The 22,696-nt window shown below is 61.2% G+C and carries 21 protein-coding genes; 4 read left to right on the top strand and 17 right to left on the bottom strand.

From position 1 onward, the window contains the following. Positions 1-53: 53 nt before the first annotated feature. Entirely contained in the window at positions 54-1,562 is a 1,509-nt protein-coding gene (locus LJX92_RS11475; RefSeq protein WP_228309779.1) for an MFS transporter, read from the top strand. 475 nt (positions 1,563-2,037) lie between these two features. On the opposite strand, the gene sohB is transcribed toward LJX92_RS11475, so the two are convergent. Beyond that, the gene (gene sohB / locus LJX92_RS11470) at positions 2,038-3,063 is read right to left on the bottom strand and encodes a protease SohB (RefSeq protein WP_032876106.1); all 1,026 of its coding nucleotides are present in this window, start codon (positions 3,061-3,063) and stop codon (positions 2,038-2,040) included. 194 nt (positions 3,064-3,257) lie between these two features. Between sohB and LJX92_RS11465 the strand changes: the two genes are divergently transcribed. Further along, positions 3,258-3,968 carry a histidine phosphatase family protein gene (locus tag LJX92_RS11465; RefSeq protein ID WP_032876109.1) on the top strand — a complete coding sequence of 237 codons (711 nt, stop codon included), beginning with the start codon at positions 3,258-3,260 and terminating at the stop codon, positions 3,966-3,968. Between the two features lie 56 nt (positions 3,969-4,024). After that, positions 4,025-4,339 (top strand): SCP2 sterol-binding domain-containing protein, encoded by a 315-nt coding sequence (locus LJX92_RS11460; protein WP_005788868.1) that lies wholly within the window; start codon positions 4,025-4,027, stop codon positions 4,337-4,339. A 68-nt stretch (positions 4,340-4,407) separates the two neighbouring features. Here the strand turns inward: LJX92_RS11460 and LJX92_RS11455 are convergent, their stop codons facing one another. The 4 genes from LJX92_RS11455 to LJX92_RS11440 all read right to left on the bottom strand — a co-directional run bounded on the left by LJX92_RS11455 (position 4,408) and on the right by LJX92_RS11440 (position 7,887). Beyond that, positions 4,408-4,995 (bottom strand): NUDIX domain-containing protein, encoded by a 588-nt coding sequence (locus LJX92_RS11455; RefSeq protein ID WP_005788870.1) that lies wholly within the window; start codon positions 4,993-4,995, stop codon positions 4,408-4,410. 28 nt (positions 4,996-5,023) lie between these two features. Beyond that, positions 5,024-5,887, bottom strand: a complete 864-nt coding sequence (locus LJX92_RS11450; protein WP_103734367.1) for an SDR family NAD(P)-dependent oxidoreductase — start codon at positions 5,885-5,887, stop codon at positions 5,024-5,026. Between the two features lie 348 nt (positions 5,888-6,235). Further along, complete coding sequence (locus tag LJX92_RS11445; protein WP_103734368.1) at positions 6,236-6,865, bottom strand: ribonuclease T2 family protein; 630 nt, start codon at positions 6,863-6,865, stop codon at positions 6,236-6,238. 44 nt (positions 6,866-6,909) lie between these two features. Next, positions 6,910-7,887: a Gfo/Idh/MocA family protein gene (locus LJX92_RS11440; protein ID WP_032876119.1), complete on the bottom strand. Its 978-nt coding sequence runs from the start codon at positions 7,885-7,887 to the stop codon at positions 6,910-6,912. 126 nt (positions 7,888-8,013) lie between these two features. Between LJX92_RS11440 and LJX92_RS11435 the strand changes: the two genes are divergently transcribed. Next, entirely contained in the window at positions 8,014-8,376 is a 363-nt protein-coding gene (locus LJX92_RS11435) for an NUDIX hydrolase (RefSeq protein ID WP_032876122.1), read from the top strand. A gap of 15 nt (positions 8,377-8,391) precedes the next feature. Here the strand turns inward: LJX92_RS11435 and LJX92_RS11430 are convergent, their stop codons facing one another. The 12 genes from LJX92_RS11430 to LJX92_RS11375 form a co-directional block, all read right to left on the bottom strand. Next, the gene (locus tag LJX92_RS11430; RefSeq protein WP_032876124.1) at positions 8,392-8,640 is read right to left on the bottom strand and encodes a DUF1652 domain-containing protein; all 249 of its coding nucleotides are present in this window, start codon (positions 8,638-8,640) and stop codon (positions 8,392-8,394) included. A 457-nt stretch (positions 8,641-9,097) separates the two neighbouring features. After that, positions 9,098-9,334 (bottom strand): hypothetical protein, encoded by a 237-nt coding sequence (locus LJX92_RS11425; protein ID WP_078821158.1) that lies wholly within the window; start codon positions 9,332-9,334, stop codon positions 9,098-9,100. A gap of 4 nt (positions 9,335-9,338) precedes the next feature. Next, positions 9,339-9,785: a GNAT family N-acetyltransferase gene (locus tag LJX92_RS11420; protein WP_103734371.1), complete on the bottom strand. Its 447-nt coding sequence runs from the start codon at positions 9,783-9,785 to the stop codon at positions 9,339-9,341. Positions 9,786-9,874: 89 nt separating this feature from the next. Further along, positions 9,875-10,204, bottom strand: coding sequence for a hypothetical protein (locus tag LJX92_RS11415; RefSeq protein WP_032803867.1), 330 nt, complete (start codon positions 10,202-10,204; stop codon positions 9,875-9,877). Positions 10,205-10,354: 150 nt separating this feature from the next. Beyond that, the gene (locus LJX92_RS11410) at positions 10,355-11,428 is read right to left on the bottom strand and encodes a class I SAM-dependent methyltransferase (RefSeq protein WP_032876133.1); all 1,074 of its coding nucleotides are present in this window, start codon (positions 11,426-11,428) and stop codon (positions 10,355-10,357) included. Positions 11,429-11,466: 38 nt separating this feature from the next. Next, positions 11,467-12,915, bottom strand: a complete 1,449-nt coding sequence (locus LJX92_RS11405; protein ID WP_032876135.1) for a class-II fumarase/aspartase family protein — start codon at positions 12,913-12,915, stop codon at positions 11,467-11,469. Further along, positions 12,915-14,348, bottom strand: a complete 1,434-nt coding sequence (gene purB / locus LJX92_RS11400; RefSeq protein WP_228309778.1) for an adenylosuccinate lyase — start codon at positions 14,346-14,348, stop codon at positions 12,915-12,917. Before purB ends, LJX92_RS11405 begins: the two co-directional genes overlap by 1 nt. Positions 14,349-14,377: 29 nt before the next feature. Beyond that, positions 14,378-15,364 carry an HOASN domain-containing protein gene (locus tag LJX92_RS11395; protein ID WP_005787772.1) on the bottom strand — a complete coding sequence of 329 codons (987 nt, stop codon included), beginning with the start codon at positions 15,362-15,364 and terminating at the stop codon, positions 14,378-14,380. A 37-nt stretch (positions 15,365-15,401) separates the two neighbouring features. Continuing rightward, positions 15,402-16,397 carry an HOASN domain-containing protein gene (locus LJX92_RS11390; RefSeq protein ID WP_228309777.1) on the bottom strand — a complete coding sequence of 332 codons (996 nt, stop codon included), beginning with the start codon at positions 16,395-16,397 and terminating at the stop codon, positions 15,402-15,404. Between the two features lie 261 nt (positions 16,398-16,658). Continuing rightward, positions 16,659-18,110, bottom strand: a complete 1,452-nt coding sequence (locus LJX92_RS11385) for an efflux transporter outer membrane subunit (protein WP_228309776.1) — start codon at positions 18,108-18,110, stop codon at positions 16,659-16,661. Then, positions 18,107-21,283: an efflux RND transporter permease subunit gene (locus LJX92_RS11380; RefSeq protein WP_032876146.1), complete on the bottom strand. Its 3,177-nt coding sequence runs from the start codon at positions 21,281-21,283 to the stop codon at positions 18,107-18,109. The genes LJX92_RS11385 and LJX92_RS11380 overlap by 4 nt, the downstream gene beginning before the upstream one ends. Further along, positions 21,280-22,446, bottom strand: a complete 1,167-nt coding sequence (locus LJX92_RS11375; RefSeq protein ID WP_228309775.1) for an efflux RND transporter periplasmic adaptor subunit — start codon at positions 22,444-22,446, stop codon at positions 21,280-21,282. The genes LJX92_RS11380 and LJX92_RS11375 overlap by 4 nt, the downstream gene beginning before the upstream one ends. Positions 22,447-22,696 lie beyond the last annotated feature (250 nt).

Here is a 22,696-nt window from a genome sequence, read left to right as displayed (position 1 = left end):
CTTGCGATGCAAGTCAACCGAGATTTCCGTATTGCCTACCAGGTAATTTGCTTGTGAGCCGGGTCAGTCCACGCCTGACGCTGGTGACCGCCTCCGCTGTCTGCTCGTTGATCGTGCTGGATACCAACATCGTTGCCGTCACGCTGCCGAGCATCGCCCGCGACCTGGGCGCCAACTTTGCCGATATCGAGTGGGTCGTCAGCGCTTATATGCTGGCGTTCGCCGCCTTGTTGTTGCCGGCCGGGAGTATCGCCGACCGCTTTGGCCGCAAGAAAACCCTGGTCTGGGGCCTGGGTATTTTCATCCTCGCCTCCCTGGGCTGCGGCGCAGCACCCACCGCGCTGTGGCTGGACATCGCCCGGGCCGTGAAGGGGGTGGGTGCAGCGCTGCTGCTGACCTCGGCACTGGCGTCTATCGGGCATACCTTCCACGATGAAATAGAACGCGCCAAGGCCTGGGCGTTCTGGGGCGCTTGCATGGGCGTGGCGATGACCGCCGCACCGACCCTGGGCGGCTTGATTACCGAGTACCTGGGCTGGCGCTGGATTTTCTATCTCAATCTGCCGGTGGGGCTGGTACTGATGGCCTTGGTGCTGCGGGCGATTCCCGAGTCCCGCGACAGCCGATCGGCGCGCCTGGATCCCTGGGGCAGCCTGGCGTTCAGTGGCAGCTTGCTGTGCCTGATCTGGGGGCTGATCGAGGCCAATCGCATCGGTTGGGATAGCCCGCTGACCTACGCTCGCCTGCTCGGCGGTGGGCTGCTGATGGGTGTGTTTGTGCTGGTCGAGCACCTGCAGCAGCGATCGATGGTGGACTTGCAGCTGTTTCGGCACCCACGCTTTATCGGCGCCTTGCTCGGCATGTTTGCCTACGCCGGTTGCGCCCAGGTGATGATGACGTTGCTGCCGTTCTACCTGCAGAACGGCCTGGGTTTCTCCGCGATTGCCTCGGGCCTGGGCATGTTGCCGTTTGCCTTGACCATGCTGATCTGCCCGCGCGTCGGTGTACGTCTGGCGGCACGCTTCACACCGGCGACCATGATGGCGAGTGGCTTGACCCTGGTGGGCTGCGGCAATCTGTTGAGCGCGTGGGCCGTGCAGGCCGGCGGCTATCTGCCCTTTGCCCTGGCGATCGCCGTCACCGGTGCAGGCGCGGGGTTACTCAATGGCGACACGCAGAAAAACATCATGGCCTGCGTGCCGCGGGATCGCGCAGGTATGGCCTCGGGCATGAGCACCACCATGCGCTTCAGCGCAATCATGTTGGCCATCGGCGTGTATGGCGCATTGCTGAGCAGCCACAGCGAACAGTTGCTAAGCGCGAGTATCGACCCGCAGTGGCAGGCGCAGGTGGCGGGTATTGCTTCGCGGGTGGTAGCCGGTGATATGCCCGCGGCGCTGGACCTGGTGCCCGAAGCAGCGCGAGTAACAGTGCAACCGCTGGCGCGGCAGGCGTTTGTGGGTGGGTTCAGCGGGGTGTTGTGGGTGGCGGGTTTATTGGGGTTGCTGGGCGCGCTGGTGGTGGGGAGCCTGATGCGCAAGCCGATACCCACACACAGCTGAATGTGGGAGGGGGCTTGCTCCCGATGGCGGCCTCAGGGCCGACCGGGATGCTGGATCAGACCGAGTACATATCCGTTATTTAGGTGACGGCCACTATGGGTTCCGCTCTTACAGCGGGTCACTTTCGAAAAGCCGGAATGCCGGCCCAGGCGAAAGTAACCAAAGCGCTCTTGCCCCACCACTCGGCACCTCGCCTAGGCTCGGTGTGCCCGTAATCCGACAGGGATTTGGGGGGCCGCCGCCACGCGCCATCCATGGCGCGGGGCGGCTAAACCGGCATCCCTGCCGGTTTACCCCCCAAATCCCTGTCGAATTCCGGCCAGCGTGGTTTAACGGGGCGCCCAAGATCAAAAGCAAGATCAAGAGCGGCTCGCTTCGCATCGTGGTTACGGTCGGCAGCTAATAGGTTGTGTGGATGTCCGTGCCCATCGGGGGCAAGCCCCCTCCCACAGGGGACCGCCTACAGCCTGAGGATTTACCAGAACCGCTGCTGGGTCAAACGGCTCCACCAGGTTAGCAATACCCGGTCGACCGAACCGCTGGCCGCCAGGCCCACGCGCTCTTGCAGGCTTTTACGCTCGGCATAGTGCAGGTGGAACACTTCGGCAGTCTTGGCCTTGGTGGCCAGGTATTCATCGCTGGTCTGCAGCTCGTCGACCAACTGTTTGTCGAGGGCGGCCACACCCAACCACACTTCACCGGTCGCTACATCATCAATCGCCAATTGCGGGCGGTACCGCGAGACAAAGTTCTTGAACAACTGGTGGGTGATGTCCAGGTCTTCCTGGAACTTCTCCCGGCCCTTCTCGGTATTTTCGCCAAACACCGTGAGGGTGCGTTTGTATTCACCGGCGGTCAGCACTTCGAAGTCGATGTCGTGCTTTTTCAGCAGGCGGTTGACGTTGGGCAACTGCGCGACCACGCCGATGGAGCCGAGGATGGCGAACGGTGCGCTGATGATCTTCTCGCCGATGCACGCCATCATGTAGCCGCCGCTGGCCGCCACCTTGTCGATGCACACGGTCAACGGCACGCCGGCCTGGCGGATGCGCGCCAGTTGCGACGACGCCAGGCCATAGCTGTGCACCATGCCGCCGCCGCTTTCCAGGCGCAGCACCACTTCATCCTTGGGTGTGGCCAGGCTCAGCAGCGCGGTGATTTCATGGCGCAGGCTTTCGGTCGCCGACGCCTTGATGTCGCCATTGAAATCCAGCACGAACACCCGTGCCTTGGCCTGGGGCTTGTTCTTGTCTTTCTTCTTTTCGGCTTTGCTCTCGGACTTGCGCAGCGCCTTGAGCTGGTCTTTGTCGAGCAGGCTCGACTCCAGGCGCTCGCGCAGGCCCTTGTAGAAATCATTCAGCTTGCTGACCTGCAGTTGGCCGGCGGACTTGCGACGACCCTTGCTGCGCAGCGCTGCGAAGCTGATCAATACCACCAGAATAGCGACCACCAGGGTGACGGTCTTCGCCAGAAAGCTCGCGTATTCGGCCAGAAAATCCATATGTCTCCTTAAAAAATGCACTGCGCCAGGCGCGGATGGCCCCAGCATACCGACGCCACTGCGTTGGAGCCAGTGCTCAAACCGCCAGCAGGCGGGCTCCAACGGGCTTTTAAAACAAGCGTATGTTTTTTCATTGACAGCTCGCAGGCATCCTCATAACCTCGCCAGACTTTCAACGTACCGGGAAAACGGACGTGGGCAGCATCTATCTGATTCGACATGGCCAGGCCTCCTTCGGTGCAGACGACTATGACGTCCTGTCGCCCGTCGGCGTGGAACAGGCGCAAGTGCTCGGTCGCCATCTGGCAGACCTGGGCCTGGTGTTCGACCGCTGTATCGCCGGCGACCTGCGTCGCCAGCAACACACCGCCAGCGCCACGTTCGATCAATACCGCGCCCTCGGCCTGCCGGCCCCCATACTCGAAACCGACAGCGCCTTCAACGAGTTCGACGGCGAAGCCATCATCCGCGGCCTGCTGCCTGATTTACTCGGCAGCGAGCCCGATGCCGTGCATATCCTGCGCAATGGCCCGCAGAACCGCAGCGAGTTCCAGCGCATCTTCGCCCTGATCATCGAGCGCTGGCTGGCCGGCACCTATGACCCACCTGGGCTGGAAAGCTGGCTGGGGTTTGTCGAGCGGGTCCAGGGTGGCTTGCAACGCATCCTTGAGGCCGCCCGGAGCGCCGACAAAATCGCGGTGTTCACGTCCGGCGGCACCATCACCGCCCTGCTCCACCTGATTACCCGAATGCCTGCAGCCCAGGCGTTCGAAATGAACTGGCAAATTGTAAACACCTCGCTCAACCAGCTGAAATTCCGTGGTCGCGAGGTGGCACTGGCTTCCTTCAACAGTCATGCCCACCTGCAACTGTTGAAGGCGCCGCAGCTCATCACTTTCCGATGAACTGCGGCCAACCGTGACCCCAAGGTCACTGGACTCACCATAAAAGGATCGAAACCATGACTGACGTAGCCAAAGCTGTAGAAGCAATGAAAGCCAAATTCAACCCAAGCGCTGCCGAAGGCTTGGACCTGGTGTTCGGTTTCCGTATCGACGACACCAAGAATTTTTCGCTGGTGGTCAAGGACAAGACCTGCGAACTCCAGGAAGGTGAAAACCCTGACGCCCAGGTCACCCTGGTGATGGACAGCGAGACCCTGGAAGGCATCGTCGACGGTTCCACCGACGGCATGCAGGCGTTCATGGGCGGCAAGCTGCGCACCGAAGGCGACATGATGCTGGCGATGAAGTTGAGCGAACTGTTCCCTTCCTGATTCGGTAACCCGGGTCAAACAATCCCGTCTTTACAGGCGGGATTTTTTTGCCTGCACGCCTGGTCCCATCACCACCCGTCTCTCAGTATCCGCAACTCCAAATGCTGCAATAACATAATCGTTTTTCCATCCACAATATCCCCACTCTGCACCATCGCCAGCGCCTGCTCGAAGCCCAGCTCCAACACCTCGATATCCTCGCCCTCTTCTTCCAGGCCACCGCCCGCCCCAACTCGATCGCCTGGCTGATACTCACCGATAAAAAAGTGAATCCGTTCAGTCACCGATCCCGGGCTCATAAACGCTGCATAGATTTTCTCCACATGCCCCACGCGGTAGCCGGTCTCTTCTTCGGCTTCCAGGCGTATACGCTCTTCGGGGCTGGCGTTGTCGAGCAAGCCGGCCGCTGCTTCAATCAGGTAGCCGGAGTAATCGTTGACGAACGTCGGCATACGGAACTGGCGAATCAGCAGCACCGTGCGGCGCTCGCGGTTGTACAAAAGGATCGTTGCGCCGTTGCCCCGGTCGTAGACCTCACGCGTCTGGGCTTGCCAGCTACCGTCGCGACGGCGCAGGTCGAAGCTGTATTTCTTCAACAGGTACCAGTTGTCCGAAAGGGTTTCTTCGCCAGTGATGCGCACGGGGCTATTGTTCATGGTCAAGCCTTGGTAGAGGGAGACAGATTCAGGTGACGGCCTGGGTAGGCGGCTGTTTGATGCGCGACCATGCGGCAGCAACATCTTCAGCACTCCCCGCTTTTATACGGGCGAGATTGCGCGGGTAATCCACACCGGGATTTTCGCTGAAACGCGTCGCGGTGAATTGGCCGTTGCTGGCGCGCAGTATGTAGCCGGTATCCGTGCACTGCGACGAAGCAAGGAACAAGACCCCCGGCGTCACCCACTCCGGCTTGAGTTCGTCCGGCTCGTCGGTCACGCCCCACATGCGTGTCTTGGCCACCGGCGAGATCGCGTTGACGCGGATTCCGGCCTCGGCACCTTCATGACTCAGCGCGTTCATGATGCCCAACTGTGCCATCTTGCCGGCGCTGTAAGCCACTAGCCCGGTTTGCTCGTATTGCGCATACATGGCGCGGTCGGAAGTGGTGAGGATGATGCGCGGCGCGCTAGAGCGCAGCAGGTGCGGCCAAGCATGCTTGCACAGCCACAGCGGGGCGTAGAGATTGATGTCCATGGCGCGCTGAAGGAAGCTGGCGTCCAGTTCTGCGATGGGCTGGTAACCCACCCAACCGGCGTTGTGAATCAGGATGTCGAGCCGGCCGAACATTTCGAGGGCAAACGCGATCAGTTGCCGGCACCCCTCGTCCGTGGACAAGTCACCGCCATGGCCCACCACCGTCAGCCCTTCGTCACGCAGGGTGTCGGCGGCCTGTTGCACCACCGACGCATCGGTGCCTGCACCCATCTTGTCGGCACCAATATCGCTGATGACCACACGGGCGCCGGCCAGGGCCAACCCTCGTGCATAGCTGAGCCCCAAGCCGCGTGCGCCGCCGGTGACGATCGCGGTTTTGCCGGTGAAATCCATGTACTTACCCTCCTGTTGGCCGTCTACCCTAACAATCGGCACCCGTGTTGTTCAATGCTGTAACACTTTCATCCGTCACGACCGTCGTATTAATACCTGCGCTCGCGGACCTTCTGGTAAAACCCGTGTTTCGCCTTTGTCCTGGAGCCTTCATGCCATCCTCTTTTCCAAAGTGACCCGCTGTAAAAGCGGAACCAATAGCGGCCGTTACCACAGGAATGGACATGTACTCGGTCTGATCCAGCCTCGTGGTCGGCCCTGAGGCCGCCATCGGGAGCAAGCTCCCTCCCACAAGATCAGTGTTGCTTTTAGGCCGTCACGAGAACAACCTGGCTGCCGCAATCGAGCTCAGCGCTGCGTCGGAATGCGAATATCACCGCTACGGCATTGGCTTTTTACACTGCGCGGGCATCCGGTGAATGCCAGTTCCTTGGTCAGGCACACGCGCACCTCCGACAGCACCTTGCCCTTGCAGATCACTGCCAAGCCGTGATTGCCCATGCGCGGGTTACTCTCGCGAAACAAGTCCTCAATCTCACGCGCCTGTAGCGACGGTGGTGTATTGAATGGCTGCAGTTGCGGCGGGATGACCACCGCGCCGAGTGCCGTGTCGGTCTTGTCCAGATATTCCAGCGGTTCGAGCCCGCTGCAGGTGCCATGCTTGGCCCACTCGTGCTTGAGCAGCGCACGGGTTGGAAACATTGCCGCACCCTTGTCCATTTCCTCGTCATTCAAGCGTGACTGTGGCGCACAGGAGGCCGGCCACCCTCCCCGCGCGTATTGCGGCCACAAGCCGTGTAACACAAACCCATAGCCCTTGCCCGTGCACTGTTCATTGCCTGGGTGCGTCAGGCAGAAGGTCGGTGACCACGACAACGACAGCACATAAAAGTCAAACTCCCCCGGCAGCCCTTGGTCACGCGGCGCCGCAGTTGCAACTGTGGCGATCAGGAGCCACAACACCATCCAGTATTTCATCCCGGTATTCCTTTAAAAAATGAAGTCTTACGCTATCGCGGCAGCTAGGGATGATTGGAGTAACGTTGCAACACCTTGTCCAGGATGATATCGGTCTTCAACGCCTCGATCGCCAGCGACGGATGTTCGGCGTCCCCGCGAATATGCGCATTCATGCCCAGTACGTGGTGCCACTGGATATGTGCATGGCACGGCACTTCCAACACCTCGCTGGTTTCGCCTTCCAGGCGCAACGGCTGGTCCTCGAACACTGAAAACTGAATGCGGCCACGGCTGCCGATCAATTCGACACGGTCTTCGCGACGGTCCGCCACGAAGTTCCAGCAGCCCATGCCCAAGGCACCATTGGCGAAGGTCCAGCAGGCCGTCACGGCATCCTCTGCCGCGTAGCGCCCGGCCTGACGCGCGGAAAAGCCTGAGACCTCGACAATATCCCCGGCCAGGTACTGGAACAGGTCGAACCCGTGGCTGGCCAGGTCGGCGAAATAGCCGCCACCGGCAATGGCCGGATCGGTGCGCCAATTGGCGGCGTTGCTATCAGTTGCAGCGGCAGGCTTGCACAGGGTCCAGGTCAGGTGCCGCAACTCACCGATACGCCCTTCCTGCAACCAGCTGCGCACTTGCTGAAAGCGCGGCAACGAGCGCCGATAGTAGGAAACAAACAGGTGCAGCCCGGCGCGCTCGAAGGTGCGTTGCATCAATGCGCTCTGCTCGGCATTCAGCGACATGGGTTTTTCGACGCAGCAATGCTTGCCCGCCGCCGCCACCATCAGGCTGTATTCAAGGTGACTGTCGGGCGGTGTGGCGATGTAGACCGCATCCACCTCAGGGTCATTGATCAGTGCCTGGGCATCGGTATGAAAACGCGCGATACCGTGCCGCGCCGCATAATCGCGCACCGCCTCGATACGCCGCCCCATCACGGCCACCAATGCCGAACCTGGCGCTTTGTAGAAAGCGGGTCCACTCTTTAACTCAGTGACACTGCCACAGCCGATCATGCCCCAGCGTATGGTCTTCATCGAATGCCCTCGTTCGTCTTCGTCAATCGGGCAGTATCCACATACAGAACCCGGCACGCCATAACCACTTAGCATGACATTTGCATTACACTTTTGTGACATTCATCCGGCGCGGGGGCACATACGATGAAAATTAGGGCAACCGTCATTTGCGAACATGAAGGGCATATTCTCTTCGTGCGCAAGGCCAGATCAAAGTGGGCCTTGCCGGGCGGCAAGGTAGAACGCGACGAACGCCCGGTGGGCGCCGCCGAACGCGAGCTGGAAGAAGAAACCGGATTAAGCGTCGATGGCTTGCTGTACTTGCAAGAGCTGAAGGCCCGCGACACGCTGCACCACGTGTTCGAGGCCTCGGTGGTGAATATCGAGGAGGCGCGGCCGTGCAACGAAATCGTTGCCTGCCAGTGGTACGCCTACAGCGCCCTGGACGAACTGGACACCACCGACGCCACCCGTCACATCGTCAAATCCTTCCTGCGGCGCCTCTGACGCCGCGCACAACCACTAACCTACCGCCGCAAACCCACGGCGCCCGGCCTTGATCTCGGCACGCAACTCACCAATCAGGTTTGAGATGGAACGGATGCTGTTTAGGCCTTCAGGGGATACGCACGTCAACAGAAGATCGACGCGACCGGACTGCGGCTCATAGATGCTGATGCGCAGCGAGCCATCGCTGTTCAAGGTGCAGTCGCAGCAAAGAGGCTGGAACCCCGAGGCCATGATGCGGTTGAATTCGACGATCGAGATCATGACAAGCGCCCTTGTACGGGCCTACCTGATGGTTGTGATCCAAACAGCGTAGATGAGGTTTTGCCGCAGGCCGGACGATTGATGCAAAAGTGTTAGCCATGCCTCATTTCGCCCGGCAACGAGCGCGTTTCGAATGACAGGCCGTATCGCTGCCGTTATTGCCCGTACTTAATTCCAGGCAAAAAAAATCCCAAGTAGCTGATGGAAACTTGGGATTTAAAAATGCATAAACCGTGGGAGGTGAACGCCCGGCTATAGTAGCGACTGTAAAAACGTGTAACAAGATTATTTTAATCCTTTCGTCGGATTGAAAGCGCCGTAAGTCATTCAATAACCACATGTTTTTTATGGTAACGGGAACAGTTAGTGCCACTTTTTGGTGCAAGTAACGGTTATACCCGTGCCATAAGTCCATTTATAAAAAAGGGTTATTGATTAGGTACGGCACACTGTTCAATCACTGTTCACTCAATTGCTTGCACGTCTGTTGAAGTTCAGCGCGCCTGGCAGCGCTCACCTCCACGACGGTCTCCATGTGCCGACAAAGCGCCAGGCGCTCAGCGGCCTCTTCACGCTGGCGGTCCACCTGGGCGTTGAGTTGAACGAAATAGAACCCCAGTAGCGCCGCGAGGCACAGCACCCCCACGGCGAGATACAGCAAGCCGTTGGAGGATGGGGGTTTTTGGGCACTCATGACCTTAGGGTGCCCTGCTCTTTTCGTAGCGAACATCGTCGCCATCAACTGGGCCGACGCTGGACCAGCCCAGGCGTTGATAGAAACCGTTGGCACGGATTTCATCACGCCCGTCAGTGACCAGGTACAGCCTGTTGTGGCGTTCAAACAAAGCGGCTTCAGCCACTGCCATCAGTTGCCGTCCCAGGCCCAGGTTCTCGTGTGTAGGCAACACGAACATCGCGAACACTTCACCTTCATCCAGATCAACCATGGAAAATCCGGCGGCCTGGCCGTTGACTTCGGCGACCCAGGCGCAAGGCGCTTGGCGTATCGCGTCGACCAGTACCGGCGGCGTGATCCCCCGTTCGGCCATCTGCTCAAGGCTCAGATGGTTTTGCACCACCGAGGTGCGAATAGCGCACAGCGTATCGACATCATCGGCTGTCGCCGCTCGAATAAGCACTCGCATACAAGCCTCCATGAAGAAGTGCGCAATTGTATGCAAATACTCACACAGGGTTTGTGGGGGATTTGTAAGCGTCGTTAAACGGCTTCGGCTTATTTACGTGCGACTTTGTAGCGCAGGCAATCCTGGTAAAAACTTTTGCGGATCGCCTCCGGCTTCAGTCTTGAGTGGCTGTCATAGGTTTGCTCGGTAATCCCCATGGCCATCATGCGCATCCAGGATTTGTTGAACTTGATGGTCTGGATCTTCTGCCGAGCGGCATACAGCGACACTCCGGACAACTTCAACTCCTGAGCCCTGGCAGCTGTGCCCGCGCCCCAACTGCACATGTACTTGTCACCCTCACGCAACTCCCGAGCCTGTACGGTGGTCGCGCCCCCCGCCAGGGAGCAGGCAATCAGCATCATTCCAACAGTGCGCATTTGCATCCCCGCCTAACCACCTGAAAATAAAAGTGATTTTGGCGAGGATTTTGTTACAAAGGGGCCATTAAATTGCCTTATTGCGCAATATTTCGGGAACGCTGCGCACCGTGGCGAGGGTGCAAGCGCCTTCGCCACAGCAAGCTCACATCAAGGCTTGAGTTCGAATAGCGCGGGCATCGGCGGCCACTCCGAGGGAACTTTGCGGAAATGGCTGAAACCGGCCGCCTGCGCCATCTGGCGCGCACGTTTCTCACCCATGAACGCTCCCAGCCCTTCCCCGCCATGGGACAGCGAGCAAGTCATGCAATAGAGGGTGCTCTGCGGGTACATGACGCGGCCGAACAGGTTCATGTTCTCGTGCAGCTCTTCGGACAGGTTGAGTTCTACCATCAGGTAGGTGCCGTCTTTGGCCGTGGCGGCGCGCAGATCCTTGAGCATTTGCTGGGGGTCAGTGGCGTCGTGGATCACCACGAAAGTGGTCACGAAGTCGAACTGCTGGCCGCGCAGGGCATCCGAATCGTTGACCTCGAACTGCACCCGGTCGCCCACCCCAGCCGCCTCGGCGTTGGCGCGGGCCAACTCGATGGAAGGCAAGTGGAAATCGCAGCCGACGATGCGCGCCTCGGGGTAAGCCTTGGCCATAGTGATCGCCGCCAAGCCCGCGCCGCAGCCGAAATCCAGCACACTGCCGCCGGTTTTGAGCTTCTCTTCGACACCGTCCAGGGACGGGATCCAGTGCTGGACCAGGTAGTGCTTGTACCAAGGCATGGTCATGCGCTCCATGCCTTTCCAGGTTTCCAGCGGGAACGCTTCTTCGGCGCAGCCACCGCCATGGCGGAAGGCTTCGATGACTTTGGGCGCCATGCTTACGAACGGCACGCTCAACTGGATGATGCCACCGGCGAAATACGGCGAGTCTTCATCGGCGAGTACCGGCACAAATTCAGCGGGCATCCGGTAGCGGCGAGTTTGAGCGTCATAGGTCACATAATTTCCGGTGACCATACTGCCCAGCCATTCACGCAAGTAGCGGGCGTTGTAGCCGGTCTTGTGCGCCAATTGTTCCAAGGTGACGGCCTCGCCGTCGGCCAGTGCCTTGAACAAGCCCAACTGGTCGCCGATGTAGAGCATGGCGCCGCGCAGCGTGTTGCCGTAGTCCTCCATGATGCGCGCCGAAAACTGTTGAACCTTGGCTTGATCAACTTCCATAAGTTTGGACATCTGTCGCTCCTTGATGATTGTGTAAGTCTGTTCAGTGATCAACGCGCCGCCAGTTTGGACAGCACGTTATCGACGATGTGTTCGGACATGCCCAGGTGAGTTCTCGGCTCGAACAGTCGCGCCAAAGCGCCTGCATTCATGACGGCAAGCACCCGGGCGTCGGCTTCGATTGCGGCGCGGATCGACACGTGATCACGCTGGCTGGCCTGGGACACTTCAAAGATGATCTGGTAGGCGCTGCTCTTGCCCAACTTGCGCGCCATTTCGAACACCACGGCTTCGGTGCAGATCGCATCGCCGTAGGCATGGGCAGTGCCCTCCATCTTTTTGACGTTAACGGTGAGCCCATCGATGGTGTCGGTCAGGATCGACAGCGCCATCAGCGCATAGTGAGAAACGTCCGCCACCGCACACCATTCCAGGCGTGTGCCGCGATAATCGCGCTCGTGTTCGAGGATCATCGCGTCCAGGGCCAGCATGACCTGGGCCTTGGCCAGCCGCGCCAACACCACCACTTGCTCGCAGCCTTCGGGGTTGCGTTTGTGCGGCATGGTGCTGCTGCCGATCTGCTGGTCGCTCCAGCCCACTTCCACTTCAGCGATTTCCCAGCGATTGAGCGTGCGGATCTCATCGGCCACACGGGCCAAGGAGGCCGTGACCATGGCCAGGGTGCTGACAAACTCCGCGACGCGGTCACGGGACACGTGCCACCCCGTCAGCGGCACTTGCAGCGACAGGCGCTGCGCGAAGCGTTCCAGCATCGGTATCGCTTCCGGGCCGAACGCCGCCATGGTGCCAACCCCGCCGAACAGCTGCACTACCAGCACACGCTGACGCGCTTCGGCCAGGCGCTGGCGATGCCGCAACAGTTCATCGATCCAGCCGGCGACCTTCAGCCCGAAGGTGGTCGGCAATGCCGGGATCGAGTGAGTCCTGGCCACCATAAGCGAGTCACGGTGCGCATCGGCCAGGGTCGACAACTTGCCGAGCAAGGTCTCCAGAGCCTGGTCCATCGCGTCGAGGACGTCGCGCATTTCCAGGGACTGGGCGGTGTCCTGGATATCCTGGGTGGTGGCGCCGTAGTGAACGTACTCGCGGGCGCTTGGGCTGCAATTTTTTTGCAGGGCGCTCAGCAACGGCATCAGCGAATGGCCGGTGGCAGCCACGCCGTCGGCCAACTGACGCACATTGATGCCCGATAGCAAGGCGGCTTTCTCGATTTCAAGGGCGGCCTCGCGGGGGATGATATTCACATCGGCCTGAGCCATGGCCAGCGCGGCTTCCACATCCAGCCAGCGTTGCAAGCGACAGTGACTGCAGAAGATCTTGCGGCTCTGCGGGCCGGCATAGCCTGAACCGTGGGTTTTCGAGTCGAGAATGTGGCTGTGTTCATGCCGGCATTGCTCGCCTTCATGATCGAGGCCCAGGTGTTCGGTGCGTGCGGTGCAAGACGCACGGGCTACCGTTTCCAACGTTTGCGCATCCATTACATACCCTCCATAGCGTACTGGGACTGACTGGTATTGCCTTGGGTTGCCATCACCGCTTCAAGGTCATCGCTTGAACAGCGGGGGATTGTTTTATTGGCCACCTGCTCGACCATCTCCGCCGCCAACCCGGTGTAGGCGGCCGGGTCAAGCAGGTCGTCGAGTGCCTGGCGGGTGAAACAGCCGTGCAGACGTTGATCGCTGAGCAAGGCTTCGCGAAAAGAACCGCCCGAACCTTGAGCCTGCAGGGCGATGTCGTGGATCAGGTGATGGGCCGTCTGCTTGCCCAGACGCGGCGCCAGCGCGAGCATGATGCGTTCCGACAGGATCAGCCCGCCGAGCATATCCAGGTTGCTGCGCATCCGTGCTTCGCGCACGTCCAGGCCGGCCAGCAGTACGCCTTCCATACGGGCGAGCAAGGCCCCGGCATAGATGAACAGCTCCGGCAAGGCAGCCCACTCAATCCGCCAGGTGGTGCCGTCTCGTTCATGCAGCTGGAATGCCGCGTCGGTGAGCGCAAGCATCTGCGCACGCACCAGGCGCGACAGCGCGCTGATCAAATCCACCGTCGACGGGTTTTGCTTGTGGGGCATGGTGCTGCTCCCCACCTGCCCTGCCCGTCGCCCTTCGCGCACCTCATCAATCTCGGTGCGTTGCAGGTGGTAGATCTCATTGGCAACCCGACCCAGGGTTGCCGATGCCTGCACCAGCAACCACGCCGCCTCCAGAATGCGGTCGCGGGCGCTGTGCCAACTGCTCAACGGTGCCGCCAGGCCGAGGCTTTCCAGAGTCCGGCGCTGCACCTCCAGGCCCTGCGGGCCAAGACCGGCCAGGGTGCCCACGGCGCCGGTGAGATTGCCCACCATGACCCGGGCATAGGCTTCGTCAAAACGCTCAAGGTGTCGATCAATCTCATCGACCCACACTGCCACCTTGTAGCCGAACGTGGTGGGCAGCGCTTGTTGCCCGTGGGTCCTGGCGACCATCGCCGTGTGTTTGTGTCGCAGCGCAAGCTTGAGCAAATGCCCACGGATAGCGCGCAAACGCTGCAACACCAGGCCCCAGGCATCGCGGACCTGCAACATAAGGCCGGTGTCGAGGATGTCCTGGGTGGTCACGCCGTAGTGCACGTATTCACCCAGGCCATCGGCGCACAGGGCCTCCAGTGCGCGAAGGGTCGGCACCAGGATATGCCCGGTTTCCATGCTCTGGCGCCCCAGGGCATCAAGGTCCAGCAGTTCCACACTGGCGATCCGGGCGATTTCCCGCGCGGCCTCAGGGGGGATGATGCCCATCTGCGCCTGGGTCGCCGCCAGTGCTGTTTCAACATCGAGCCACTTCTGCACCTGATTGGCATCAGAGAAGATCGCGGCAAATTCCGGGGACGAGTAAGCGCCCCCGTGGATACGGGATTCAGTTATATGACTTGGCATGTCGGGGTACTCGCGTTGTCCAGGGAGGGCTATTTCACGCGCTGCATTTCTTCCCAGACCGCATCGTAATAAGCCCGCTCCAGCCGGAAGTGCTCGGCCAGCGACGTCAGAAACGCGTTCTGGAACCCGAGGTCCGGAATACGGCGTGAAATCAGCGCCCATTCACGCTTGGCTCGTGGCGGCACCAGGCTGATATGCACTTCGTAGTACTGCGCGTCGTCCTGGCTCAAGCCCGCGTTGCGCAAAGCGTTGTACAGCTTGCCGTGATTGCCGGGCACCACCAGCTCGGTGATATAGAACACCGCCAGGCCCCAGCCGACATCGGGGTTACGGAAACACCGCGCGCGGTTGTTCAGGTAGGCGATTTCTTCGGGCATGGTCGAGATGGCTTCGAAATCGGCGGTCAGGCCAATGGCGGCGAGGAGCTTGGCCAACAACCGAGGGTGGGAGCGCTGCTCGTCCTCTTCGCCCAGTTCGCCGTACAGATAACGGCCGAGTGCGGCGGCCTCGTCGACGTCGGTCAGGTTGACCAACAGGTCGGCGGCATCACGGTACAGGCGGTAGGTGCGGAACCATTGATGGCGCAGAAATACCTGCAGTTGTTCGCGGGAAGCCTTGCCCTCAAACACATACTGCGACATCGGGTGATGCTCTCGCGATTGCGCGGCAATTTGTTCTTCCAGGCGTTGCTGGAAGCCGGTTTCGGACAAGGGCGATGCCAGATCCACCGACGGCATGAAGCGCTCTTGCACGCGATAGATGGCATTGGCCAGCCAGCGACGGGTCGAGGCGCTGGCAACGTCATCGCTGAGCGAAAGGATATACAGCAATTGCTGGCACTGCGCCGCGTTTGCGGCGTCGCCCTGCAAGCCCGACTCGCACAGGCCGCTCAGCATATTGGCGGCAATTTCGATGCGATTGAACGTTGCCTCGGGCTTCAGCGCTTCGGCCAACAAGCGGGCTTCGGCGGTGTGGATATTCTGCAACTGCGGCTGCGAGAAATTACGTGGGCTCATCATGTGCTCCATTATTGTTGTTCTGCGATCACAGGGCTCAGGCAGACAGGCGCAGTGCCTGCATCTGCTGCCACAAACTGTCGAAGTAGGCCTTGTTGATTTCGAAGTGACGTTTCAACGCGCGCATGAACGTGCGCTGGAAGCCTTCATCGCCGGCGAACTTGGCAATCAGTGCCCACATCTCCTCGGTATCGATCTCATCCTGGGTGCCATGCAGGCGATGGAATTCACTGGGTTGCTGTGGAACATCCAGGCGTTGCAACAGCTCGTAGATGCGCCGATGGTTGACGCAACTGACTGACTCCACCGCATAGAGCAGTGCAAGGCCCCAGGCGACATCGGTGTGGCGCACGCAGCGAATGCGATTATTGAGGTAGGCCTTTTCCAACGGATGCAGCGCAGGAAAATCGATCGCCAGCGCAATATCGAAATATTCCATCAGATGGGCCAGCATCGCCGGGTGCGAATGCTCCGGCGTCTCGGCACCCGCTTCACCGTAAAGGTTGCGGTAGAACACCGAGGCGTCTTCGATCGCTTCAAAGCGAAAGGCCAGTTCGGCCAGCAGGCTGTAAAAGTTGTAGGAGCGGGTCCAGTGATGCGCCAGGAAGAACCGCACATCTTGCACAGGCGGCGTACCCTGGAACAGGTGCACCGACATGGGGTGGTTGACCCGGCTGCGCGCGGCGATTTCAGCGTCGACCAACTGGCGGAACTCATCCACCGGCAACGCGGTGAAGCCCGGCAGGTCGGCGGCGAACTCGTCTTCGACGCGGTAGACCTCGCTGGCCATCCAGCGGCGGGTCGGCTCAGTGCGCGGCTCGCCCGGGATGTGCAGTTGCAGCAGAGCTGACTGGTAATGGGCGTAGGCGTCGGCATCTCCCGACAGGCCTTGCCGGGTCAGCGCAAGCAGGGCTTCCAGCGCGCGAGTGACCTGGGCGTAGTGGGCGCCGGGTTCCAGGGCACTGGCCATCAGTGTCGAGGCCGTGGTGAACAGGTCGGAATCCGAGCGTTGTAACAGGGCAGCAGTATCCATTGATAACCCCTCGATTCTTGTTTTTGTGATTTGGCGTACTCGAAGAAAAGGCTAAAGGTTCCTCTAGTGGCAAGGTCAATACCTGTAGGAAATTTCTTTTCCCAATGGACATTTACCTGGCGTGTGGAGAGCAAAATGTGGGAGGGGGCTTGCTCCCGATGGCAGTGGGTCAGTGCCAGATGTACTGACTGACCCGCCGCCATCGGGAGCAAGCCCCCTCCCACATTTGCACTGCCGTGCTGTGTTTTTGCTCGGCTGTGGCTAACGCAGCGCCGCAGCCCCACTGCAAGCCTGCCCCGCCTGTTCACAAATCTGCCAGCCACCGCCCAGCGCCTTGTAGATCCCCACCACCGCCAAGCGCTGCTGGGTGCGCGCCGCCGTTAACGCACGGCGGCTGGTGAAGTCGGCACGTTCGGCCTCAAGCACATCCAGATACATGCCCTCGCCTTCGGCAAATCGCGTGCGCGCAAACCTGGCCGCCTCGCGATTGGCCGCCGCCTCCAGCAGCCGCAGGCCCAAGGTGCTGCCCGCGGCACTGTTGGCCTGGAACGCATCGTCGGTTTCCTGCAGGGCACGCAATACGGTCTGGTCATAGGCGATCAAGGCCGCTTGGGTACGCGCCTCGCTGGCGGCGATCCGTGCGCGTACACGCCCGGTGTCCAGCAGCGACCAGCGAATCACCGGGGCGATAAAGTTCGACTGCATACCGGCGTCCCCCAGCGAACCGAGGCTTCCGGCCAGTAGCCCGATGGAGCCCTGCACCTGGATATCCGGATACAAACCAGCGGTTTCCACGCCTATTTGTGCAGTCTCGGCTGCCAGCGTGCGCTCGGCCGCAGCGATATCGGCGCGCCGGGCCAACAAGCCGGCCGGGTCGCCGACTTGCAGGGTACGCAGGCTCAAGGCCTCACGGCCGGGCTTGGCCGCAGGCGGATTGAACCCCTGCGGCGCCTGCCCCAGCAGCACCGCCAACGCGTTGTTGGAGGTTGCGCGTCGCCGCTCAAGGTCGGGCGCTACCGCCTCGACATTGCGCAGCAAGGCCTCGGCGCGCAGCCGGTCGAACTCGGTGGCGGCGCCGACGCTGACCAGATGTTCCACCAGGCCCAGGCTGTCGCGCTGGCTCTGGCTGATATCCGCGACCACCGCATGTTCAGCTTCGATCCCTTGCAGTTCGAACCAGGTGGCCGCGACGGTGGCGGCGACGCTCGCCTGCACACTGCGCAGCAATGCCTGGCGCGACCCCGCCTGCGCTTGCGCTGCCTCTACCGAGCGGCGGACGCGCCCAAACAGGTCGATTTCCCAGGCCGCATCCAGCGCCGCGCGGGTGGTTTCGATTGAGCGTTCCTGGCCCAGCGGCGTCTCGACTTCACTGCGCCGTCGGTGCTCATAACCGAGGGCGGCACCGCCACTGGGCAGAAACCCTTGGCGGCTCTCGCGCAGCATCGCCTTGGCTTCATCCAGGCGTACGGCGGCGATGCCGATGTCGTGGTTGGCCGCCAGCGCCTGCTGAATCAATTGGCTGAGTGCCGGCTCGTCGAACACTTGCCACCACTGCACCTCGACCTCACCGCTGCCCAGACCTGCAACGGGCGCACCGAAGCTTGCCGGCCTGTGCGGGGCGGGCAGCACCGGCGCGGAATAGTCAGGCCCTACCGCAGCGCAGCCGGCCACCAGCAGCAACGGCAACATAAAGAGTGGAAAAGACCGTTTCATGATGCGCGCTCCTCCAGCTGCAACTTCGGACTCGAACCCTGACGCTGCAAGCGCAGCGCCAGGCTGCGCATCACCACGTAGAACACCGGCGTGAGGAACAGTCCGAACAGCGTCACCCCCAACATCCCAGCAAACACTGCAACCCCCATGGCATGACGCATTTCTGCCCCGGCGCCACTGGCCAATACCAGCGGTACCACGCCGGCGATGAATGCAAGCGACGTCATCAGGATCGGCCGCAAGCGCAGTTGGCACGCGTGGACAACCGCCTCCAACGGGCTCGCACCTTCGGCTTCGAGGCTGCGGGCAAACTCGACGATCAGAATGGCGTTCTTCGCCGCAAGCCCCACCAGCACCACCAACCCGATCTGCACGAACACGTTGTTGTCACCGTCCACCAGCCACACGCCGATGATCGCGCTGAGCAAGCACATGGGCACGATCAGCAAGACCGCCAGAGGCAACAGCCAACTGTTGTACTGCGCGGCGAGGATCAGGTACGCCAGCAACACACACAGCGGGAAAATAAACAGCGCCGATGATCCGGCGAGTTTTTGCTGGTAGGTCAAATCCGTCCATTCATAGGTCACGCCTTCGGGCAGTACCTCCTGCGCCAGCCGCTCCATCAGCGCAACAGCTTGCCCCGAGCTGACCCCAGGCATCGCCCCACCGGAGATATCCGCCGAAGGGTAGCCGTTGTAGTGAATCACCCGGTCCGGGCCGGAACCCGGTGTGACGGTGACAAACGCCGACAACGGCAACATGTTCCCGGCCGCATTGCGCACTTGCAGGCGGCCGATGGCTTCGGCCTGCATACGATGATCGGCATCAGCCTGGGCGGTCACCTTGTAGGTCCGGCCGAAACGGTTGAAGTCGTTGACATACAGCGACCCGAGATAGACCTGCAAAGACTCGAACACATCCGCCAGACGCACGCCCTGGCTCTTGACCTGGGTGCGATCGATGTCGACGTTCAACTGCGGTGCGTTGACGTCCAGGCTGGTCATCAATCCGGCGACCTGGCCCGACTCAGTGGCTTTGGTCATCAATACCTGGGTCTGCTGCACCAATGCCTCAAGCCCAACCCCGCCACGGTCCTCGACCTGTAACTTAAAGCCACCGGTCACTCCAAGGCCGGGCACCGGCGGCGGCGGGAATACGCCGAGGAATCCGTCAGGGATGCTCGCGAACTTGGCTTGCAGGCGCCCGGCGATGGCGACCGCGGTCATATCGGGCGAGGTTCGTTCCTTGAATGGATCGAGCATGACAAACATCACCGCAGCATTCGGCACATTGACGAAGCCGTTGACCGATAACCCCGGGAACGCCACGACGCTTTCGACGCCCGGTTCATCCAGGGCGATCTTCGACATCTGCCGCACCACCGCATCGGTACGGTCCAGCGAGGCCGAATTGGGCAATTGGGCGATACCCACCAGATAGTACTTGTCTTGCATCGGCACAAAGCCCGCCGGTACAGCGTTGAAGCCGAACCAGGTCAGCGCCAGTAATGCGCTGTAGGCGACCAGCGCCACCCCGCGGCGGCCGACGACCTTGCGCACCGAGTTGCCATACGCCTGCGGCGCCCGCTGGAACGGTCGGCTCAGCACCTGCACCCAATGCGCAGCACGACCGCGCAGGCTGCGCGGGTCGTGCGCCACGGCGGCGCTGCGCGGGCGCAGCAACAGGCCGGCCAGCGCCGGACTCAGGGTCAACGAGTTGACCGCCGAGAGGATCGTGGAAATCGCGATGGTCAGCGCAAATTGCCGGTAGAACTCACCCTGCAGACCACTGAGAAACGCTGTGGGAATAAACACCGCCGCCAGCACCGAGGTAATGGCGATGATCGGGCCGGTGACCTCCCCCATTGCCTTGCGCGCTGCCTCGGTGGGCTCCTCGCCGTTCTCGATATGCCGCTCGACGTTCTCGACCACCACGATGGCATCGTCGACCACGATGCCGATCGACAACACCAGCCCGAACAACGACAAGGTATTGAGGGAAAACCCCATCAGATGCATGACCGCGAAGGTGCCAATGATCGATACCGGCACAGCCATCAACGGGATCAGCGATGCGCGCCAGTTACGCAGGAACACCACCACCACGATGACCACCAGCAGGATCGCTTCCATCAGCGTGATGGCGACTGACTCCAGCGAAGCGCGCACAAACACGGTCGGGTCGTAGGCTATCCGCGACACCAGCCCTTCGGGGAAGTTGGCCTGCAGGCGCTGCATGGTGTCACGCACCGCCTGCGCTACATCGAGCGCATTGGCCCCTGGGCTCTGGATGATCTGCAAAGCCACGGCCGGCTCGCCATCCAACAGGCTGCGCAGCGCATAGGCATCGGCGCCCATCTCGATACGGGCCACATCGCGCAGGCGCGTGACCTGGCCGTTATCGCCGGTGCGGATGATGATGTCGCCGAACTGCGCTTCGTCCGTCAGGCGCCCGAGGGTGTTGACCGTGACTTGGAAAGCCGCATTGGAATCAGGTGACTGGCCGACCGAGCCGGCTGCCACTTGCACGTTCTGCTCGCGTACGGCGCCGATCACATCACCGGCGGTCAAGCCACGGGCAGCGATCAGGTCCGGGTCGAGCCACAGCCTCATGCTGTATTCACCGGCGCCCCACACCAGCACGTCGTTGATCCCCGGTATGCGCGACAGCTCATCGCGCACCTGCAAGTAGGCGTAGTTGGAGATGTACAGCGGGTCATAACGTTGGTCGGGAGACAGCAGGTGGACCACCATGAGGATGTCCGGCGAGGTCTTCTGCGTGACCACACCGAGACGCTGCACCTCTTCGGGCAAACGCGGCAACGCACGCGAGACGCGGTTTTGCACCTGGATCTGCGCCATGTCGGCATTGGTGCCCTGGGCGAAGGTCGCCGTCAGGATCATGCGGCCATCGGTGGCCGACTGCGAGGTCATGTAGAGCATGCCCTCAACGCCGGTGATCACCTGTTCCAGTGGCGCCGCCACCGTCTCGGCAATCACTTGCGGGTTGGCCCCAGGATAATTCGCGGTGACTTGCACAGTGGGTGGCGTGACCGCGGGGTATTCGCTCAGCGGCAGGTGGAAGAAGGCGACAAGGCCGCCGATCATCATCAACACCGACAGGACGATGGCGAAGATGGGCCGATCAATAAAGAACCGTGGAAAGCTCATTGCACGCCTCCCACAGTCAGCGGTGCCTCAAGCGGCTTGCCCTCGATGCTGGCGGCCAGCGGCGTCACCGTCATGCCCGGGCGCACCAGCCCTTTGACGACAATGCGCTCGCCCGGTTGCAGGCCCTGTTCAATCACCCGCAGGCCGTCAGCCATCGGGCCCAATTCGACCGGGCGGTATTGGGTCTTGTCGCCGTCACCGACCACCAGCACATAGCGCCGGCCCTGGTCGGTGCCGATGGAATGGTCGGCAATCAACACCCGCGTTTGTGCCGCGCCGGTGTCCAGCTTGACCTTGGCGAACAGCCCGGGGGTCAGGCGCCCGTCCGGGTTTTCGACCACCGCACGCACGCGCACGGTGCCGGTCTTGCGGTCGGCTGCGTTGGCCAGAAAGTCCACCAGCCCGGCCCGCGCATAGGTCGCATCATTGAGCATCGCCACCATTACCTTGGCAGCTTTGTCCCCCTTCGATCCGGCGTGTTCACGGGTCGCTGCCAACGAGTGCAGATAGGTGCGCTCGTCGACATCGAAGTACACATGCAACGGATCGACCGAAACGATCGTCGTCAACGGCGTCTCCCCTCGGGTGACATAGTTGCCTTCGGTGACGAGGGCACGATCGATGCGGCCGCTGATGGGCGCGGTGACGCGTGTGTAGCTCAGGTCCAGCTGTGCCGTATCCAATGCCGCCTTCGCCGCCTCGACCTGGGCCCTGCCGGCATTCAAGGAGGCAATGGCGGTGTCGAGGCGATCACGCGCCACCACCTTCTTGGCGAACAGTTGCTCGGCTCGGCCATGCTCGGCCTGGGCCAGCAACGCATTGGCCTCGGCCTCGCGCAAACGCGCCTTGGCAGCGTTCAACGCGGCCTGAAATCCCCGCGGGTCAATCACAAACAACGGGCTGCCCTTGGTGACGAACTGGCCTTCGGGCACGCTGACACTTTGCAGATAACCACTGACACGCGGGCGCAGTTCGACCTGCTCAATGGCGGTCAACGAACCGGTGTACTCGACAAACGGCGTCACCGCTCGCGCCACCACTTCGGCCACCGGCACGCTGGGCGGCTTGGCGGCAGCGGCCGGCGGCGCGTTGTCTGTGCATCCGCCCAGCGTCAACACCACGGCCATTGCCCCGGTGATCAGGCTTATTGGTTTGGCGTACATCGTTCACCCTCCTTGGAATTTTCAAGACAAATCGACACTGGAGGTTTTTATCGGGCTTGCCACATTGGGAAGGTCAAGCGCTATAAAACCGGGAGGGTGTGTTTTTGTCTGGAGGGTGTTTTGAGTGGGGATTGGATGCGCAGGTCAAGCGCTACCGGCGCTATAGCCACTTTGATGTGGCTAACCACGATGCGAAGCGAGCCGCTCTTGATCTTGATCTGCTTTTGATCTTAGGCGCCCCGTCAAACCA

The sequence above is a fragment of the Pseudomonas sp. HN8-3 genome (assembly GCF_020790195.1).
GTDB classification, from domain to species: Bacteria; Pseudomonadota; Gammaproteobacteria; order Pseudomonadales; family Pseudomonadaceae; genus Aquipseudomonas; species Aquipseudomonas synxantha_A.
The sequence above is the reverse complement of the archived record's forward strand: the minus strand, read 5'-3'. Positions and strand labels throughout refer to the sequence as shown.